The following is an 18,391-nucleotide window of genomic DNA, read 5'->3' as shown; positions in this document are numbered from 1 at the left end:
GCGTTCACCGCGTCGGCGAAATCCCCCGCCAGGCGCGCCGCTTCATAGACGTCCTGGCCGATGCTCCGGGAGCTGGCCGCGACGATCTGTCCCCGTATTTCCGCCGAATGGCCGTAACGGAAGCCGTACGCCGAACGGGTCGCGGCCGCCGCCCTCGACGAGGCGGTCGCCTTCTGTGCGGGCTGGGAATGGGACTCAGGAGGGCGGTGGCGGCGCAGGGCGCCGCGGCGCTGGAGAACGGCATGAGCCGTGCCGCCCTGGAGGCGGCGCTCCAACTGGACGACTGGCTGCGGATGTACCGGGTGCGCATCGCTCTGTGAACGGCGGCGCCCGGTCGCAGACCCGTCTTCCGGTGTCCGTCTTCGGCGGCCCGGCCGGTCGGCGCGAGGTCCGACCGGCCGGGACGGTGGATCAGAACAGGCCCTTGTAGCCCTGCCAACCCGTGCCGATCTTCACCGTCGAGCCGAAGGAACCGGCACCGTTGCCGTAGTTGCGCAGCAAGTCGCCCGCCGTGTTGCGGCTGATCAGATCCGCCTTGCCGTCCTTGTTGAGGTCGCCGGTGCCGATGAAGGCGTTGCGACCGGACGCCCAGTTGCCGCCGAAGACCTGGACCCGCGCCTTGAGCGTGCCGGCGGCCGTGCCGTCGAACCGCCACAGCGTGTTGGCCCCGTCCACGGCGAGGAGATCGCCGACGCCGTCGCCGTTGAGGTCGCCCGCTCCCCACACGGCGCGGTACGCCTTCCAGTTGGCGGCGATCCGCCCGCGGGACTTCAGCCCGCCCGTACCGTTGTCGGCGTACAGGTAGATGTCACCCGTGGTGGCCTGACGGGCAATCAGGTCGGGTCGGCCGTCTCCCGTCAGGTCGCCGGGCGAGCTGAGCACGTTGAACTGCGCCCAGGTCGTCCCGAGCGAGGTGTACGGCGTCGTGGGCGTGAGCGGCTTGCCGCAGCCCGGCTTGTAGGCGCGCAGTTCGCCGCCGGTCCGGACGAGCACGTCGTTGCAGCGGTCACCGTTGACGTCGCCGAACGGTACCGCCACGGCCGTGGTGGTCCAGCCGCTGCCCGTGGTGGCGCCGGTGAGACCACCGGCGCCGTTGCCGTGGTGGAAGGCGAGCGCGCCGGAGGAGTTGAGCGACATCAGGTCGGCCACGCCGTCGGGCAGGCCCGAGGGTCCGGCGTGGTCACGGCGGGGCGCCATGCCGCCGGCCAGCTGCACCGTGCCGCCCAGCGAGAGGTTCGCGCCCTGCCCGTCGGCGGCGACCGCCGTCAGCGTCCAGGTGTACGCGCCGTTCTCCAGCAGCCGTCCCTGGGTGTTCTTGCCGTCCCAGACGGCGTGGAGCGGACCGCGGGCCTCGCCACCGGTGAGGGTGCGGACCACCGTGCCGGTCGCCTTGTTCTTGACGGTGAGCTGCCAGGAGGCCGCCGGCTTCGAGAGCCACCAGGAGGGCCGCCAGGAGTCCTTCGCCAGGAAGGTGGCCGGCGCGGTGGCCGTGACGGCGGTCAGCCGGGACGTCGGCACTCCGCTGGACAGGACGTGGACGACGTTCGCGCTGTCGCGGTAGGCGATGCCGCCGCCGAAGCGGTCCACGCTCCATTCCTGGTTCCGGTCGGCGTACGTCGGGTCGACCCCCGTCACGAGGGACCGTCCCACGGGCGAACCGGTGTGGAAGTCGGTGAGCCACAGCGAGGAGGAGCGCCTCTCCACGAAGAATCCGTCACCGAGGAGGCCACCGGTGTGGTTGCCGGCCGGCAGGGCGATCTTCGCGCCGGAGCGGAGGTCCACGACGCCCTGGTGGTTGTAGTAGGCGCAGGCCCAGTACAGCCAGGGGCCGGTCACCTGGAGCTCGGTGGGCAGGCACGCGGCACCCGTGGACACCGTGCCCAGGTCCTTGCCGGTGGACAGGTCCGTGCGGGAGACCGTACCGGCGGCGGAGCCGGTGTAGAGCGTGGTGCCCCACAGCGCGGCGCCCGTCTGCGGGAGCTGCTTGACCACGGACGCGCCCGACTTCGCGTCGAGGTCGACGACGATCGTCTTCTCCCCGGCGTGGACGGTGCCGGGGTGGAGCGGGCCGCCGCTCTGGACGATCGCGTACCGGCCGAAGGAGTCCACAAGGGTGCCGTCGTAGGCGCCCGTCAGCGCACGGTCGGCCTGGTCGGCCGAGCGGCGGCCGACGACCTCCACCTGCGGCGACGACTGGAGGTTGCGCACCTGGTAGACGGCACGCCCCTCGCCGCTGCCCAACAGCCGGGCGCAGTCGTGCTGGCCGCACGGCGTGTAGTCGTACGACCGTCCCGTCTCACGGCCGGTCCACACCGGCGCCGACTGTCCGGTGGGAGCGGGGCCCGCGGACAGCTTGCGGGTGTAGAAGCCGGCACCCTGTGAACCCTCGCGCTCCACGGTCGTGAGGACGCCCGCGCTGAGCGAGAGCGCGTCGACGCCCGCGGCGACAGGCGCGATTTTGCGCAGCTTCTCCAGTACGGGCGCGCCGCCGTCGGGCGCGGCCGTCACCTTCTGCAGGTGCCAGTCGGCCGACGACGTACCGCCGACGACCGCGGCGCCGCCCGCCGTGACCTGCGTGAGCTGCTCCTCGGACGCCGAGAGGAGGGTGTGCCGCTGCTGCCCGTCGGCGGAGAGCGCGACCAGACCGCGCTGCAGCGGGGCGTTCGAGTCGCCGACGGCCTCGAAAGCGAGGACCCAGCCGCCGACGAGGCCTATGCGTGCCGGACTCAGGTCGTCGGGCAGGGTGAAGGTCTTCTCCGGTCCGCCGAGGGCGGCGCGGTCGCGGACGTGCACCCGGCGCTGGGAATCCACCCAGGCGAGGGCGTCCGGGCTCACCGCGACCGGAGCCGGAGAGGTGGTTCCCGGCAGGGTGGTGCCGATCACGGTCATCCGGCCGGAGGCGAGGTCCACGACGCCGAGGTCGGTGGTGCCGTACTGGGCGGGGTCGCGGTCGAAGCGGAGGACCGCGACCTTGTCGTCCCCGGCCACGGGCCGGGCGTCGTGCAGGTCGGCGCCCTCGGGCCAGCCGGTCACCGGCACGCGCGGGGCCGCGGGGTCGTCGGCCCGGCCCAGCAGCCAGGCCTGGGTCCCGGACCAGTCCCCGGGTGCCTTCGCCTGGGCGAAGAGGAGCGTGCCGCCGAACAGTCCCTGGTAGGAGAGGTCCTCGGGTATGTCGAGCCGCTTCTCGGTGCCCGCGACCATGTCGCGGATGTACTGGACGCCGAATCCGCGCTCTTCGTACACATGCGCCGAACCGGTGCCGAACGCGGCGAATTCGCCGTAGGTGCGGCCCAGCGGAATGCTTTCGCCCGTGGCGAAGCTCGTCCACTGGAACGGCTCGACGCGGTTCGCCTCACTCGGTTCGGTCGAGTGCACATAGCCATGGGCGTCGACAGCCGCGATGCGCTCGCCGCGCGGCAGCGTCCGCCACTGCGGTGTGATGTCGAGCCCCTGCTCGGCCCCGGCGACCGACGCGGTCGCGGCGACCGCCGGAGGCGGTGTGACACAGGTGACGCCGATGACGGACGCGATGACCGCCGCAGCGGAGACGACCCCGCGCACACTCAAGTTTCCAGCCAAGAAGAGCTCCTACCGAACCGGGAATAAACGGACCAAAACCCCCGGGACGCTTGATCCTTCGCCCCGCGGGCACGGCCGCAAATGGCTGAATCCTAGCGGTCCGGCGCGACGGTGGAGTCAGGGCCTCCGCCCACCGTGGCGGCCGGTCCGGGGGTCCGTCCAAGGCTGGTCCGGAGCTCGGTCGAGCGCGGTCCGGGGATGGTCCGGGGGGTGGTTCGGGGATGGTCCGGGGGGTGGTCGCCCCGCTCGCGGGCACTCATGCCGCTGTCCGGCGGACGGAGTATCCGGTTCGTGTCGAATAATCCGGTTATCGATCGATGTGCTTAGGGTGCGCTCAAGCTTCTTCCCCTCCACCCGGGAGATATGACAATGGGTCAGATCAGTCGTACCTGGATCGTCGGCGCCACCGCGGCCTCCGTGCTCGCCGGCACGGTCGGAGCCGCGGTCGCCGCGTATCCGTCGGACGCGCAGCGCAAGCCCGCCGTGTCGGCCTCCGCGCACACGGCGGTCTCGTCGGCCTACACCGTCGAGAGCGTGCGGGCGTGGCACCAGTTCCGCATCCGCGGTGTCGCCATGCAGCTGCGTCCGGGCAGCAAGATCACGCTGCAGCAGAAGCAGGGCAAGCGCTGGGTGTCGCTGCCCGCCTCGATGAACACGACGCGCAGGTCCACCTACAACCTGCGCGTCGTGCTCGGCCTCAAGGGCCACAACAAGCTGCGCCTGGTCGACTCCCGCAGGCGCGTCGTCTCGCCGGTCCTCAACGTGTGGGTTCGCTGACCCCGGCCCTCCCGCCGGCGCGGTCGGGCCTCGGTCCGGCACCGCGGGGACTGCGCCGATCTCGCCGAGGGGCCCCGGGCAACCGGTCGGGACACCCCCTCGGCGAGGCCGCGCCACGACGCCGCCGGCCGGTGTGCGGCGGCCGGGGGCGGGCACTTCGCGCCGAGTCGGACTGGCACTTCGTGCGGGCATAGGCTTGTCGGTTTGGATGACTGCCAGGTGTCGATCGGGTTGCAGCGGAGCGGGACGCCGTTGTCGTCGATTCCGCGGTTCGTTCACAGGGCGTGGACTCGAACGGCCCGGATGAAGCGGTGATGCTTCCCTCCTTGTGGAGGCTGGACGCGTACCCCTGGGACTCGCCCCGGCACGTCGCCGAACAGTGCCGGCGGTGCCGGCAGGTGCGGGCGCCCAGCTACCTGCTCGGTGTGACCGCGACCACGCCGGCGACCGCGGCCACGAGAGCCGCGGCGCCCGCCGACGGCCCCCGCTCGCGGCACACGTCGCCGGGGGAGCGGGGCGGCCCCGGCCACCGGTGGATCACCGATGCCGCGGTCCGGCGGGTGCTGCTGTCCCTGAGTGTGATCACGGTCGTCGCCGGTGTCCTGTCGGTGATCCTCTTCTGAGGGGATCGCACCGGCGGGCCCGCCGGCCTGGCACCGCGCGGCACGCGCCCGGTCAGCACGCCTGACGCCACGAGTCCAGCCGCAGCTTCTTGCGCATGGACGACAGCCCCAGCCGGCGCGCCTCGGCACAGAAGTCGTCCGGCGCCAGGGCGTACTCGACGTGGAACACCGCCTTGCCCGCTCGGATGAACGGCGTGAGGCGCGCGCACTCGTCGAACTGCGCGCACTGCTCGTTCACCGCGAAGTCGAAGACCCCGACCAGCTCCGGAATCTGCGGCAGGTCGTTCTTGAGACCGACGGACAGCCCCCGTCGGTGCGCCGCCCGGGCGATCATGCGGTTGTAGGCGAGCTGGTGCACCGCCGTCAGCGGGAAGCCCGTGTCATGGAGGTACCCGTCCATGAGATCCGGCTCCACCGCGTCGAACCCCTTCTCGCGGCACATGTCCAGTCGGCGCTCCATCACGGGCCGCAGGACGTCGAGGCGGCGGATGTCCAGCCAGCGCTCCCCGCTCCAGCCGTTCGCCCTGCCGCGCACCGATTCCGGGAAGGCGTCCCGGTCCGGGCGGAAGTCCTCCCAGGCACCGGCGTTGATGTAGCAGATGACGCGGCGGCCGTCGCGATGGAGCCGCGCCACATCCGCCGCGGAGTTCTCGAAGCCGTCGATGTCGTACACCGGGACGTCGGCCCCCGGATCGACCCGCCCGTCCAGCTGCCATTGCCAGGCCGTACCCGGCCGGGGCACCCAGCGCCCCGACTGCGGACGCGGGTCCGCCTTCCGGGAGGAGTCCCCCGCGCATCCGGCGACCGCGATCAGCAGCAGCACGGCGGCGAACAGCAGCAGGGGACGCCCGCGCCGGACCGCGGAACCGGTCACCGCGCGGAACCCTCGTCCGACTCCGACTCCGACCGCGACACCGGCTCCGACATCGGCACCGGCTCCGACTCCCGCTCCGACTCCCGCTCCGGCTCCGACTCCGGCCCCGGCTCCTGTTCCCGCTCCGCGGCGGATACCACCGCCGCCCACAGCGCTTCGAGCGAGTCGGCCAGCCGGAAGCGAGGCTTCCATCCCAGTGCGTCGCGCGCCGCGGAGATGTCGGAGCACTGCCAGGCGACGGCACCGGAGCGCACCGAGCCGCCGGTCGCCTCCTCGACGCGGCCCGCGAAGCCGGCCGTCAGGGCCAGCCCGTGCACGAGCTCGCGCACCCGCACCGCCTCGCCGCTCCCGATGTTGAGCACCGGAGGCACCGGGCCGGGCCGGGTCACCGCGAGCACCGTCGCGTGCGCGACGTCCCGCACGTCCACGAAGTCGCGGTACGCGGAGAGGTCGCCGAGCCGGACCACCTCCCGCGGGTCGCCGCCCGCCCGGCGCAGCCGGCGCGCCAGGCCGCCCGGCAGCCCCTCGGCCGGAGCACCGGGCCCGACCGGGTTGCCCACCCGCAGTACCACGGCGTCCAGGCCGGACGCGGTGACCGCGATCGTCCCGGCGAGCTTGGTGGCGCCGTAGGGAGCGACGGGCCGGGTCGGCGCCCCCTCCGCGACGGGCTCCCCGGGCGTCCCGGCGTCGCCGTACTCGGCGGCCGAGCCGAGATGGACCAGCCGTGCCCCGGGGGCGGCCTCCCGCAGAGCGGCACACAGCACGGCCGGTCCACGGGCGTTGACCTCCGCGAGCGTGACGGCGTCGCCGCCGACGGCGCCCGCGCAGTTCACCACGGCGTCGGGGGCGAGCTCCGCGAGCGCCTTGGCGAGCGGACCCGTCCGAGCCGTCGCGAGGTCCACCACGAGGTCCGCCCCGGGGGAGCGGCCGCCGAGGAGCAGCCGGACCGCCGGGGCGGCGCGCAGCTGCTCGGCGACGTGCCCGCCCAGGTACCCGGTGGAACCGAGGACGAGGATGCGCATGGGGGGCTCAGGCTCCCTTCAGCAGAAGCGACTGGTGGGTGGTGAACTCCGCGTTCGCCCGGTCGTAGTCGTCGGGGCGCCCGATGTCGAGCCAGTAGCCCTCGAAGTCGTAGGCCGCCGGCGGGTTCGGCGAACCCAACAGGTCGAGGATCAGTTCGTCGAAGCCGAGCGGCAGGCCCGGCGTGTAGTTCTCCAGCGTGGCCCGCGACAGCCCGTAGACGCCCATGGAGACCCGGCAGTCCATGCTGGGCTTCTCGCGGAACCCGACGACCCGGCCCGCGTCGGTGGTGAGCACCCCGAAGTCGATGTGCACCTTGCGGCTGTAGGTGGCGATCGTCAGCGGCGCGTTCCCGGCCGTGTGGCGGTGCAGCAGATCGGCGTAGTCGAGGTCGGTGAGGATGTCGCCGTTCATCACCAGGAAGGACTCGGGCAGCCGGTCCCGCATCGTCAGCAGCGGGCCGATGGTGCCCAGCGGGCTCTCCTCGGAGGAGTAGTCGATGTCCAGTCCCCAGCGTGAGCCGTTGCCGACGTACGCGCGGATGATCTGCCCCAGGTGGCCGATGGCCAGGGTGCAGCTCGTGAAGCCGGCCGACGCCAGCTGGCGCAGCACGATCTCCAGGATCGCGTGCCGGTCCCCGATCGGGACCAGCGGTTTGGGCAGCGCGGTGGTGTACGGACGCAGCCGCACGCCTTTGCCCCCGGCGAGTATCACTGCGTGCATGGGAAACCCCCTCTACGTGGGCCGGTTGTCTCAGATGTTGTAGATGTCCGTCTTGTAGCGGGCGAGATGGGCGGGGTCGCGGAAGAACGCGACGGTCCGGGCGAGGCCCTGTTCCAGCGCGGTGGCCGGGGCCCAGCCGGTGGCTTCGCGCAGCCGGGTCGCGTCGGCGACCAGCCGCATCACCTCGGAGGCGGCGGGCCGGATGCGCTCTGCGTCCTCCCGCACGTCCAGGTCGGCGTTCATCACCTTGCCGATGAGCCGGACCAGGTCGCCGACCGAGATCTCCTGCCCCGTACCGGCGTTGAAGGTGCGCCCCACGACGCGTTCCGCGGGGGCGGTGCCGACGGCCAGGAATGCCCGGGCGGTGTCCGCCACGTAGCAGAAGTCCCGGGTCGGGCGCAGGTCCCCGAGCGTGATCGTGCGCGACCCGGCCGCGACCTGACCGATGACGGTCGGGATGACGGCCCGCATCGACTGCCGGGGACCGTACGTGTTGAACGGGCGGAGGGTGACCACCGGTGTGCCGAAGCTCGCATGGTAGCTGTCGGCCAGCCGGTCCCCGCCCGCCTTGGACGCCGCGTACGGGGACTGGGTGTTGATGGGATGGTCCTCGGTGATGGGGACGGTGCGCGCGGTGCCGTACGTCTCGCTCGTGGAGGTGTGGACGAGCCGGGGCGTCTCCAGGGTCCGGACCGCCTCCAGCACATTGAGGGTGCCGGTGACGTTCGTGTCGACGTAGCTGTGCGGCGCCCGGTAGGAGTACGGGATCGCGATGAGCGCGGCCAGGTGGTAGACCGCTTCGGCGCCCTCGGCGAGCGCCCGCACGGAGCCGGGGTCGCGGACGTCGCCGAGGACGATCTCCACCTGGTCCAGTACGTCGCGCGGCAGCACCTCCAGCCAGCCGTACGACGAGAAGGAGTTGTACTGCGCCATGGCGCGGACCCGGTGTCCGGCGGCGACCAGGGCCTGGGTCAGATGGGAGCCGATGAAGCCCTCGGCGCCGGTGACGGCGGCGAGCGGAGCTGATGTCACGTGCTCTTCCTTTCGTCCCTTGAGAAGCCGTGCGTTGCGTGAGCGGATGAGCGGTGCGGTGCGCGTCGGTGGCGACCGCGGAGGGCGGAACGCGATCAGACGTGAGCGGAGGGACGGCCCAACAGCCGCGAGGCCACCCCGGTCAGGACGACCGCGGCGGCGGCGCAACAGACCGCCGACAGGTGCGGCCACGGTGGTGCGCCGCCGATCGCCGCCACGGAGACGGCGGCCGCGGCGGCCAGGCAGACGGCCGCCGGCATCCATGCGACGCCGAAGGCCTGGAGCAGCAGGGCGGTCCACAAGGCGGCCCCCAGGGCGGCCAGTTCCGCGGGCGCCGCCCCCGTCACCAGCGCCGCGGGAACGAGCAGGGCGAGGTACGCCGCCAGACAGCAGACCAGGGCGCGCCCCGCCCGCAACCGGAACCCGCGCATGGTGGCGGAAGCCCGCAGCGCCGCCACGGCGAGGCCCCGGAACCGGTACAGCAGCCATTCGGCGGGACCCATGCTCAGAGTGAGCGCGACCACCGCGTACGGCCGCTGGGCGCCGGCGAACAGCACCAGCACACCGGCCGCGAGCCCGAACAGCCCGTAGGGCAGCGAAGGCAGATAGGCCGGCCGCGCCGCACCCGGCACCGGGGCGGTCCGGAGGCAGCCCCGCACCGTGTACGCCGCCAGGCCCGCGGCCGCCAGGACGGTCAGCAGGGGGAGTCCGGCGCGCCACAGCGGGCCCGGCTCCCACCGCGTGAGCAGGGCGCCGACGACGAGCGGGAGCAGTGCCACCGCCAGCAACCGCTCGCGGCTCAGCACCAGCAGCACCCCCGCGGCCGCGAGGTACACCGACTGGCCCACGGCGAACAGCGCCGCCGTACCCGGTCCCGCCACCAGCAGCGCCGAGAGGGAGGCGAGGACCGCTCCCGCCGGGGCCCCGCCCAGCAGTGTGAGCCCGGCCTCCCGGCGGCCGACGGCCAGGCGCACATAGGTGCGGTGGCCCAGTGCCTGGCCCCAGGCCCACGACACCAGACCGGCGACGACCAGTGCGCCGACCGCCCCCGGCCCTCGCCACAACGGGGCGGTGAGGGGGTAGGCGAGGCCGGGCAGCGCGAACAGCAGGCCGCGCAGCACACAGCGCAGGTGGTCCGGCGCCCAGGGGTCCGCGACGGCGGGCGGCTCCGGGAAGTCGCGCGGCACCCGGCGGTAGAGCTCCTCGGCCAGGGAGAAGATGTCCGGGTGCCCGTAGCGTTCACGGACCTGCTCGCCCGTCAGTCCCTCGGACTCCAGCAACGCGGCGACCTCGTAGGGGTGCACGGCACACGCCGTCCGATCGGCCAGCTCGGCGGCCAGTTCGTCGACGGGTCCCACGATCCGCAGGGAGACCGTGTCGCTGTCGGGCCGGGGGAGGGCCGGCCCGCTCATCCCGCCACGCTCCCGCGGCCGGCGAGCGGGACGAGTCCGGGCGGGGCGGAGGAGAGGACCGACTGATCGGCGGTGGCGGGGACCTGCCGATGGGTGGTGGAGGAGAGCTCCAGGTAGATGGACCGGAACGTCTCCACCGTCTGCCGGAGGGTGAACTGCTCGATCACCCGCAGCCGTGCCGCCTGACCCATGTCCGCCCGGCGCGGGGCGTCCGCCAGCAGTTCCAGCGCCGCGGCCGCCATCGCCTCCGGATCGCGCGGCGGCACCACCAGCCCGGCCGTGCCCACGGCCTCGCGCACGCCGCCCACATCCGTGGAGACGGTGGCCCGCCCGCACGACATCGCCTCGATCAGCGTGAAGGGAAAGCCTTCACTGATGCTCGACAGCATCACCACGTTCCCGGCGGCGTAGGCGTCCCGGATGTCGTCCACCCGGCCCTCGAAGGTCACGGCGTCGCCCTGGCCCAGCGAGCGGGCGAGCTCCTCGCACCGTTCCCGGTAGGCCTCGCCGCCCCGGGGGGTGCCGCCGAACAGCCGGAGCACCGCGTCGGGCCGCCGCTCCCGCACCAGCGCGAAGGCGCGTATCAGCGTCTCCAGGTCCTTGATCGGGTCGACCCGGCCCGCCCAGCTGAGCGTGGGGCGCTCCGGTTCGGGACCCGCGGCGGGGAACGCCGCCGGATCGACACCGTTGTAGACCGTGCGGATGGCCCGGGGATCGGCGCCGCCCTGTTCCTCCCACAGCCGGTTGTAGCGGTTCCCGGGCGTGATCAGAGAGGCCCGCCGGTAGGTCTCCCCGGCCAGCAGCCGGAAGAAGCCCAGCAGCACCGCTTTCACGGGCCAGCGGTAGGGCGCACTCCGGTAACTGAGGTAGCGCTCGCGCAGATAGACGCCGTGCTCCGTCAACAGCAGCGGGACGCCGTGCAGTTCGAGCGCCGCGAGGCCGGGCAGGACGGCGATCCCGCCGCTGACGGCATGGGCCACCCCGCGATGCGGCGGGTCCGCCGCCAGCGGCCGCAGCGCGTGTTCCAGCAGGCTGGTCGCCGTCACGGCGTCGTGCAGGGTCGGGCGCGCCTCCCTGACCGTGAGGCCGGGACGGTTCCACACCCCGGTCAGCACGGCGACGGCCCGGTCGCCGCGCAGCGCGGGGCTGAGCAGCCCGTCGCGGGCGGCGTGGGCCAGTTCGTGGAGGGCCGGCGCGAAAAGCTCCTCCCGCTCCGGGTCGAGCAGGGCGGTGAGGAAGCGTTCGTACGCCGCCATCAGCCGACGCTCGCGGCGGCCGCGGGGCGGCGCGCCGGCGGGAGTCGGTCCCCACATGGGAACGGAGACGGGTTCGGTCACGTGGGGCGGCAGGTCCCAGACGAGCGGCTCGCGGCCGGTGCCCGTGACCGCGATCACCTCGAAGTCGATGTCGGGCATGCCGTTCACGAGCTGGTCGCACCAGACGCTGACCCCGCCGTGACTGTGCGGGTAGGTGCCTTCGGTGAGCAGGGTGACGCGCGCCGCGCCGGTGCGCGGCGTGTGGTGCCGAACGTGCATGGACGTGCTCCACGGCAGCAGGGACCGGCCCGGGGCGACCGGACCGGCGGCGGACCGGTGACGAGGCCGGGTGGGGAGAGGTGGGGCTCGGTCAGCGCTCGGCGCCGTACGGCACGGGCCGGGCGACGCCCGCGGGCACCGGGGTGCGCGGGGCCGGGCCGAACGGGGCCGGGACCCGCGGACGGACGGTGTCCCGGGGCGTCGCGTCGGCGGGTGCGGTGACCGGGCCGGCGGAGGCGGCGGGCAGCGTGAGGTCCAGCGCGCCGTCGCCGGTGCCGGCGACCCGACCCGAAGCGGTGCCGGCGTACGGCTCGCCGAATCTGGTGGGGCCGCTCCCGGTGGTCCGCAGCGTGCCGGCCGGCATGGTGGCGGCGACGGGGGTACCGGCGGGAGCCTGCACGGTCACGGTGGAGCCGATCCGGTACGCGGTGACGTGACCGGCCCGTAGCGCGGCGTCCCACGCCGCCCGGTCGCGCAGCTCGGCGCCGATGCCGCTCATCGTCAGGTTCACCAGGGGGGTGTCGGCCGCGTACAGGGCGGCGTACCGGTCGAGCACGCCGTCGAGCACGGGGTAGCCGATGCGGTCCTCGGCCAGGTTGGACTGGTGGATGAAGTGGGGTCGGGGGTCTCCGGAGAGCACGTGCCCGAGGGCGACCTGCGTCTCCAGGGGCACGATGTGGCCGGTGTACCCCGTGGCGGCGTCGAGCGGCTGGTCGAGGCAGGTGGTGGTGGCCAGTTCCTCGCACAGGCCGCTGCCGCCCTGCGCGCGGCTGGTGTAGATCCAGTTGTACTCGTCGACCTGCTCGGCGACACGGCCCGCGTTGTAGAAGATGTTGATGGGATGGCGGGCGACGGTGAGGGCGGAGCCGACCCGCCGCTGACCCGGGTCGCGGGAGTTGTCGGCGCCGAGCCAGCCGATGCCGTTGGCGGTCAGCGACGGCGCCAGGTGCGGGTTGTCCTCGGGCTGCTGGGGGAGCAGCTTGAGCCCCGAGTGTTCCCCCGTGACCAACTCGTCGGGGCGCAGCGGCAGCCCGGCGCGCTCGGCCCACGTCCGGTTGCCGGCGATCTGGTGGTCGATCTCGGCCCGGCTCACGTAGCGGGTGCTGCCGTCCGGCTCGGTGGCGCACTTCCACGGGACGCTGCTGACGTCCTGCTCGCACCCGAGGTACGGATGGTCGTAGGTGTGGTTGATCCAGCGGAACGCGTCACGGTCGGCGATGAGCCGGTCGGCGGTCGGGTCGGCACCGCCGTGTTCCTCCCGGTGCTCCACGCTGCCGCCGCCGTTGAAGGCCATGTCCAGGGTGAAGCCGCGCTCGCGCGACCACCGGACCGCGTGCTCGACGTCCGCGGCGGTCATCCGGATCGGGTCGGGTGTGCCCTCGCCGGGCCGGCAGTCGACGTCCCCGGGTGTGCAGTTCAGGGTCGGGTTCCAGCGGTCGTCGGCGGCGAAGACGTCGTCCACGTGCACCGCGAAGTAGTTGCGGGACGTCCCCAGTCTCGTGGCCTGCGTCATCCAGTCGACGATGCCGCGGGCGAGGACCCGGAACTGCTGCTGGTACTGGTTGTAGGCGAAGGTGACCACCAGTTCACGGCGGCCGTCGTGGCGGTACTCGCCGACGAGCGCGCCGCGGGTCTGCCGGCCGGGTATCGGTGCGTCGACATAGGTCGTGAAGTCGGCTCCGGGGGCCGGTCGGGAGAGGAACGCGTAGCTCTCGCTCACCGACGGGGCGTTGTCCTCGAACGGCACGGTGCCGTCGAGGTAGCCGAAGGGGCCCGCCTTGCCCGCCGTGGTCACCTCGGCCCGGAGGCCGTCGACGGAGCCCATGTAGCCGCCGTTCACCGGGTATTCGAGTCCCGTCTGGGGCCGCGCGTAGGTGTACGCGTCGACCTGCGGGACGGCGTAGGTCTTCTCGTACGCGACGAGTGCCGCCATTTCGCGCGAGCCGGCCGGGAACGGCGCGTCGCTGGGCAGCACGACGGCCTGGAACTTGGCACGCGGCCGGCCGTCGACCGTGTCGGCGAGGAAGGCCGCGTCGATCACGGGCCGGCCGGACTCGGTCAGGTCGACGAGCGTGTAGGGCGTGCCCGCGCCGTCGAGTTCGGCGGCGACCGCCGCGGTGGCCGGCCCGCCGTCCGTCACGACCAGCACCCTCAGGTCGATGCGTGGCGCGAGGTCCGCCTCCGCGGCGGTCGCGGGCGTGGCCGGAGACCCGAGCCCGAGTAACAGCGCGCCGACGGTGAGCGCGGTCGTACGCAGAGTCCGCTGCATGCGGTGCATTCCCTCCCCCGGAAGGGCAGCCCGCCTCTCCCTGGCGGACGTGCCCCACCCCCCAGCGTCACGGGCGCTCCCACTGAGGCGTCACCGTGCCGCTCCGACGCGTCACATAGTGCGGCCTGTGTGGAGGTTTCGTGAGCGCGACGTGGAACATGACGGAAAAGCGCAGGTGCCCCGGCGCGGGCGGGAGGTCCAGGACGGGCCGTCGAAGGTCTGCGCGGGGCCCGTCCCGAGCCCTTCCCGGACCGGCACGGGGGCAGGCGCCGCCCGCGAGTAATCGCTTGCGGTCGCGACCGCGGCGCCGGTGCTCGGCCGGGTGTGGCGCGGTCCCACCGGGCGCCGCGAGGGATGCGGGTTTCGGCCAGAACGGCGCGGCGGCCGGTCGCACGCGAGGTGCGACCGGCCGCCGTCGGGCCCGGTTCGGCGCCCCTAGGGCTGTACGGGGGCCGGGTTGGTGGCGCACACCACCCGGGTCTCGGGGGTGTTGACGACCCCGTCCTTCGTGGCCTGGCCGTTGTTGTACTCGTAGTACAGGTACGAGTAGAAGCCGATGTTCCCGTTGCAGCCGGAGTCGGCGGCGATCTGGACGGTGAGCGTCACGGTGCGGGTGGCTCCCGGGGCCAGCGGGATCGCGTAGTTCATGCCGAGGCTGGTGGTGCCGGTCCCGGTACACGTGACGCCGTCCGCGGTGCACGACGTGAACGCGTACTTGAGGTCCTTGCGCTGCGTCGTGAGCCAGGTCGGCTGCACCGACTGGTAGACGAACCAGATGTCCGTCTGCTGGTTGTTGGTGAAGGTCATCGTCAGATTGACGGTGGAGCCCGGGGTGACGGTCTGCTGGTCGGCCGCGAAGGTGAGGTCGGCGGCGGCGGGCTCGGCCGCGGCGGCCGGCTGGCCGAGGCCGAACAGCAGGGCCGCGAGGGTGAGGAGCGCGGACAGCGTCAGTTTTCTGCGGTGTGTGATGCGCATGCCGCGGGAGGCTAGGTCACGTCCGGCGCGGCCGTCTGCCCCCGGCCGCACGGGCGTACGCCGCCTCGGCTCGAACCGACCAGGCCCCCTCCGGTGCCGGCGGGGCGTCGTCGGAAGCCGGGGGGACGCATATGCCCCCGGTCGGAGCGATGGGCGCGGGCGGCCATGGGGAGTGACTCTCCGCTTGTAAGCGATTGCTCCACGTTGTGAAGGAATGGCGTATTCCGCCATGGTGGACATGTCGTTCGCCGTCCTGACCCGGTCATTCCGGTTCGCGTCGAGCGGGGCGTACGGGGTGACGTTCGAAAATCGGCCCGCGATACGGGTGGGTGGGCGCGTGAAACAGCACGGACGAGCGACCATGACCCTTGCACCGATGACACCATCTGACGGAGGAGTGGACCGATGTCGAACGAGCGTGCGGGCCGGCCGGCGCGACCGGAGGACCTGATCGATGTGGCCCGCCTGGTGACGGCCTATTACGCGCTGCACCCCGACCCGGCCGATCCCGCCCAGCGCGTCGCCTTCGGCACCTCGGGCCACCGCGGATCCTCCCTGGCGACGGCCTTCAACGAGGACCACATCGCCGCGACCAGCCAGGCGATCTGCGAGTACCGCGCCCGGCAGGGCACCGACGGGCCCCTGTTCCTCGGCGCGGACACCCACGCCCTCTCCGAGCCCGCGAGGGTGACCGCCCTGGAAGTGTTCGCCGCCAACGGCGTGACCGTCCTCATCGACTCCGCGGACGGCTACACCCCCACACCGGCCGTCTCCCACGCCATCCTCACCCACAACCGCGGCCGGACCACCGCCCCGGCCGACGGTGTCGTGGTCACCCCTTCCCACAACCCGCCCTCCGACGGCGGATTCAAGTACAACCCGCCCAGCGGCGGCCCCGCCGGGTCCGACGCCACCGGCTGGATCCAGGAGCGCGCCAACGAGATCATCACGGACGGCCTCAAGGACGTGCGCAGGCTGCCCTACCGGCGGGCGCTGGCCGCGGACACCACCGGCCACTACGACTTCCTCGGCACCTACGTGCGCGACCTGCCGTCCGTCCTGGACCTCGACGCGATCCGGACGGCCGGCGTACGCATCGGCGCCGACCCGCTCGGCGGCGCGTCGGTGGCCTACTGGGGCCGCATCGCGGAGGAGCACCGGCTCGACCTGACCGTCGTCAATCCGCACACCGACCCCACCTGGCGCTTCATGACGCTGGACTGGGACGGCAGGATCAGGATGGACTGCTCCTCGCCGCACGCCATGGCGTCCCTGATCGAGCAGCGCGACCGCTACGGGATCGCCACCGGCAACGACGCCGACGCCGACCGCCACGGCATCGTCACGCCCGACGGCGGTCTGATGAATCCCAACCACTACCTGGCCACCGCCATCGCCTACCTCTACCGCAACCGGCCCGGCTGGCCGGCCGCCGCCAAAGTCGGCAAGACCCTGGTCTCCTCCGGGATGATCGACCGCGTGGCCGCCGACCTCGGCCGCGAACTCGTCGAAGTACCCGTCGGCTTCAAGTGGTTCGTCGACGGACTGGCCGACGGCACGCTCGGCTTCGGCGGGGAGGAGTCCGCGGGTGCTTCCTTCCTGCGGCACGACGGCTCCGTGTGGACCACCGACAAGGACGGGATCACCCTGGCGCTGCTCGCCTCGGAGATGCTCGCCGTGACGGGGCGGACCCCCAGCGAGCACTACGCGGCCCTCACCGCCCGCTTCGGCGAGCCGGCCTACGCCCGCATCGACGCCCCCGCCACGCGTGAGGAGAAAGCCGTTCTGGGCCGCCTCTCTCCCGGCCAGGTGACCGCCGACACCCTCGCCGGGGACCCCATCACCGCGGTCCTCACCGAAGCGCCCGGCAACCATGCCGCGATCGGCGGCATCAAGGTCACCACCGCCAACGCCTGGTTCGCCGCCCGCCCGTCGGGCACCGAGGACGTGTACAAGATCTACGCCGAATCCTTCCTCGGTCCCGACCACCTGAGCCGCGTGCAGGAGGAGGCCCGCGCCGTGGTGTCGGCCGCCCTCGGCGCCTGAGACGCGGCCGGCCCCGGCGCACCGCGGTCCCCCGGGAACACCAGGTGGGCGTATGTGCCAGGCTTGGCCGACACAACACCTGAGGGGGACCGCGTGATCCACACTCCGAGCCTGCCCGAGGACCTCGAACGCCCCGAGCGGCTGTGGGCCCGGGCCGCGACCATGGCGATGATCGCCATGGCGGGCGACAACCACAACGAGTACGCCGTGGACGACGACGGTGTGTGGTGCCACTCGGCCGACGGCTGCGGCTGGTGGCGGCTGACGTTCGTCGAGGGGCACGGAGCCGTGTTCGTCGGCCAGGATCCCGACGGCAGCCACACCCATGTCGGTGGCGAACAGATCGACTTCCTGGCCGGCGGTCCCGCATGGCTTCCGTGGGACCTGTTGCGCGACGACGCCCAGGGGAACCTGTTCGGCTTCGTGTACTGGTGGGAGCGGGACGCCTGGCACCGCATCCCGTACCCGGAGGAACTGCGGGAGGACGGGCTCGAAGGCGCCGCGTCCTGGGTCGCGTCGGAGGGGGAGTTTCTCGACTGTCTGCCGACGGAGGGCCTGCCGGCCGAGCGGGAGGAGCGGTTCCTCGACGCCGCGGCCCGCTTCACGGCGCTGGCAGAGGAACGCGCCGTCGACGAGGCGGCCGTGGCGGACCTGCTCTCCTTCGCACAGGCCCATCACGAGCCCACCCTCCGGCTCGACACGGCGCTGGACGTCGCGGCCCGCGCGGACATCCTCAAGCGGTCGTAGGGAGCCGCCCGGAGGGCGCCCCCGGCACGCGCCGGAGGCGCCCTTCCCGGGTGACGACCCGCAGACGAACTCCGGGGCGCCACGGCTCCGGGCGACCTGGGCACCGGGCGCAGGGACACCCGCTCCCGGCGTCCCTGCCTCCCGCGTCAGTCCGGCAGGCCCTCCAGCAGGCCCCGCAGGGTCCCCACGACGAGCCGGCACACTTCGTCGGCGTCCGCGTCCGCCAGTGGCCGCCTGCCGACGACCACGCGCATCAGTCCGATGCCCAGGAGCCAGGACAGCGCGAGGTCGGCGCGCAGGCCGTTGTCCTCGGCCGTGCTCAAGGTCGCCAGCACCCGCGCGTAGTCGTCGCCCAGCGCCGTGACCACCGCGGACACCTCGTCGTCCCCTCCCAGCGAGCGCAGCAGCGTCTCCAGGGACTGGCGGGGGCCCTCGCCCTCGCCGCCCACCGGGGCCTGGAGCATGCTGCGCAGCACCACCTCGACGATCTGTTCCGGAGGCGTGGTGCGCAGCTGCGCGTGGCCGCCCCGGGCCACCACCTCCCCGAACAAGCCCTGCTTCGACCCGAAGTGCCGGAACAGCAGCGCCTGATTGACCCCCGCGCGGGCGGCGATGTCACGCACGGTGGCCCGCTCGTACCCGCGCTCGGCGAAGAGCGCGGACGCCGCGGCGAGCAGCCGGTCCCGCGTCGCGGGACCGCCGCGCGCACGCGGGGGCACGGCGCCGCCGCCGTCCGGGGCGGGCTCCGCCCGGGACTCGTCCACCGTCACACGCCACCT

General features: G+C 73.2%; 14 protein-coding genes. 4 read left to right on the top strand and 10 right to left on the bottom strand.

The features are described 5' to 3' along the window. Positions 1-411 precede the first annotated feature (411 nt). Complete coding sequence (locus ACY34K_RS16020; RefSeq protein WP_462747401.1) at positions 412-3,579, bottom strand: FG-GAP-like repeat-containing protein; 3,168 nt, start codon at positions 3,577-3,579, stop codon at positions 412-414. A gap of 369 nt (positions 3,580-3,948) precedes the next feature. Between ACY34K_RS16020 and ACY34K_RS16015 the strand changes: the two genes are divergently transcribed. Further along, on the top strand, positions 3,949-4,356 hold the full coding sequence (locus ACY34K_RS16015; protein ID WP_462747398.1) for a hypothetical protein: 408 nt from the start codon (positions 3,949-3,951) through the stop codon (positions 4,354-4,356). 314 nt (positions 4,357-4,670) lie between these two features. Next, positions 4,671-4,979 carry a hypothetical protein gene (locus ACY34K_RS16010; RefSeq protein WP_462747396.1) on the top strand — a complete coding sequence of 103 codons (309 nt, stop codon included), beginning with the start codon at positions 4,671-4,673 and terminating at the stop codon, positions 4,977-4,979. Between the two features lie 52 nt (positions 4,980-5,031). Here the strand turns inward: ACY34K_RS16010 and ACY34K_RS16005 are convergent, their stop codons facing one another. The 8 genes from ACY34K_RS16005 to ACY34K_RS15970 all read right to left on the bottom strand — a co-directional run bounded on the left by ACY34K_RS16005 (position 5,032) and on the right by ACY34K_RS15970 (position 14,819). Next, positions 5,032-5,853 carry an endo alpha-1,4 polygalactosaminidase gene (locus ACY34K_RS16005; protein ID WP_462747394.1) on the bottom strand — a complete coding sequence of 274 codons (822 nt, stop codon included), beginning with the start codon at positions 5,851-5,853 and terminating at the stop codon, positions 5,032-5,034. Beyond that, entirely contained in the window at positions 5,850-6,875 is a 1,026-nt protein-coding gene (locus ACY34K_RS16000) for an NAD-dependent epimerase/dehydratase family protein (RefSeq protein ID WP_462747391.1), read from the bottom strand. The genes ACY34K_RS16005 and ACY34K_RS16000 overlap by 4 nt, the downstream gene beginning before the upstream one ends. A 7-nt stretch (positions 6,876-6,882) precedes the next feature. Continuing rightward, positions 6,883-7,596, bottom strand: coding sequence for a nucleotidyltransferase family protein (locus ACY34K_RS15995; protein WP_462747390.1), 714 nt, complete (start codon positions 7,594-7,596; stop codon positions 6,883-6,885). A gap of 30 nt (positions 7,597-7,626) precedes the next feature. Continuing rightward, a complete protein-coding gene (locus ACY34K_RS15990) occupies positions 7,627-8,628 on the bottom strand; it encodes an SDR family NAD(P)-dependent oxidoreductase (protein ID WP_462747388.1) in 1,002 nt (333 codons plus the stop codon). Positions 8,629-8,723: 95 nt separating this feature from the next. Next, positions 8,724-10,040: a hypothetical protein gene (locus ACY34K_RS15985; RefSeq protein WP_462747386.1), complete on the bottom strand. Its 1,317-nt coding sequence runs from the start codon at positions 10,038-10,040 to the stop codon at positions 8,724-8,726. Further along, positions 10,037-11,575: a GT4 family glycosyltransferase PelF gene (pelF, locus tag ACY34K_RS15980; protein ID WP_462747384.1), complete on the bottom strand. Its 1,539-nt coding sequence runs from the start codon at positions 11,573-11,575 to the stop codon at positions 10,037-10,039. Before pelF ends, ACY34K_RS15985 begins: the two co-directional genes overlap by 4 nt. Positions 11,576-11,666: 91 nt before the next feature. Continuing rightward, a complete protein-coding gene (locus tag ACY34K_RS15975) occupies positions 11,667-13,844 on the bottom strand; it encodes a hypothetical protein (RefSeq protein WP_462747382.1) in 2,178 nt (725 codons plus the stop codon). Positions 13,845-14,279: 435 nt separating this feature from the next. After that, positions 14,280-14,819 carry a hypothetical protein gene (locus tag ACY34K_RS15970; protein WP_462747380.1) on the bottom strand — a complete coding sequence of 180 codons (540 nt, stop codon included), beginning with the start codon at positions 14,817-14,819 and terminating at the stop codon, positions 14,280-14,282. A 405-nt stretch (positions 14,820-15,224) separates the two neighbouring features. On the opposite strand from ACY34K_RS15970, the gene pgm reads away from it, so the two are divergent. Next, on the top strand, positions 15,225-16,865 hold the full coding sequence (pgm, locus tag ACY34K_RS15965; protein WP_462747378.1) for a phosphoglucomutase (alpha-D-glucose-1,6-bisphosphate-dependent): 1,641 nt from the start codon (positions 15,225-15,227) through the stop codon (positions 16,863-16,865). A 93-nt stretch (positions 16,866-16,958) separates the two neighbouring features. After that, entirely contained in the window at positions 16,959-17,612 is a 654-nt protein-coding gene (locus tag ACY34K_RS15960) for a hypothetical protein (RefSeq protein WP_462747376.1), read from the top strand. 146 nt (positions 17,613-17,758) lie between these two features. On the opposite strand, the gene ACY34K_RS15955 is transcribed toward ACY34K_RS15960, so the two are convergent. Next, positions 17,759-18,382 carry a TetR/AcrR family transcriptional regulator gene (locus ACY34K_RS15955; RefSeq protein ID WP_462747374.1) on the bottom strand — a complete coding sequence of 208 codons (624 nt, stop codon included), beginning with the start codon at positions 18,380-18,382 and terminating at the stop codon, positions 17,759-17,761. Positions 18,383-18,391 lie beyond the last annotated feature (9 nt).

The organism is Streptomyces sp. STAM6, assembly GCF_054963715.1.
This window is presented reverse-complemented; position numbering and strand designations above follow the sequence as displayed.

Excerpts from the sequence above, each read along its gene's own strand:
- ACY34K_RS16015 (WP_462747398.1), top strand. The coding sequence starts at position 3,949 with ATGGGTCAGATCAGTCGTACCTGGATCGTCGGCGCCACCGCGGCCTCC.
- ACY34K_RS16010 (WP_462747396.1), top strand. The coding sequence starts at position 4,671 with ATGCTTCCCTCCTTGTGGAGGCTGGACGCGTACCCCTGGGACTCGCCC.
- ACY34K_RS16000 (WP_462747391.1), bottom strand. The coding sequence starts at position 6,875 with ATGCGCATCCTCGTCCTCGGTTCCACCGGGTACCTGGGCGGGCACGTC.
- ACY34K_RS15995 (WP_462747390.1), bottom strand. The coding sequence starts at position 7,596 with ATGCACGCAGTGATACTCGCCGGGGGCAAAGGCGTGCGGCTGCGTCCG.
- ACY34K_RS15985 (WP_462747386.1), bottom strand. The coding sequence starts at position 10,040 with ATGAGCGGGCCGGCCCTCCCCCGGCCCGACAGCGACACGGTCTCCCTG.
- pelF (WP_462747384.1), bottom strand. The coding sequence starts at position 11,575 with ATGCACGTTCGGCACCACACGCCGCGCACCGGCGCGGCGCGCGTCACC.
- ACY34K_RS15975 (WP_462747382.1), bottom strand. The coding sequence starts at position 13,844 with ATGCAGCGGACTCTGCGTACGACCGCGCTCACCGTCGGCGCGCTGTTA.
- ACY34K_RS15970 (WP_462747380.1), bottom strand. The coding sequence starts at position 14,819 with ATGCGCATCACACACCGCAGAAAACTGACGCTGTCCGCGCTCCTCACC.
- pgm (WP_462747378.1), top strand. The coding sequence starts at position 15,225 with ATGTCGAACGAGCGTGCGGGCCGGCCGGCGCGACCGGAGGACCTGATC.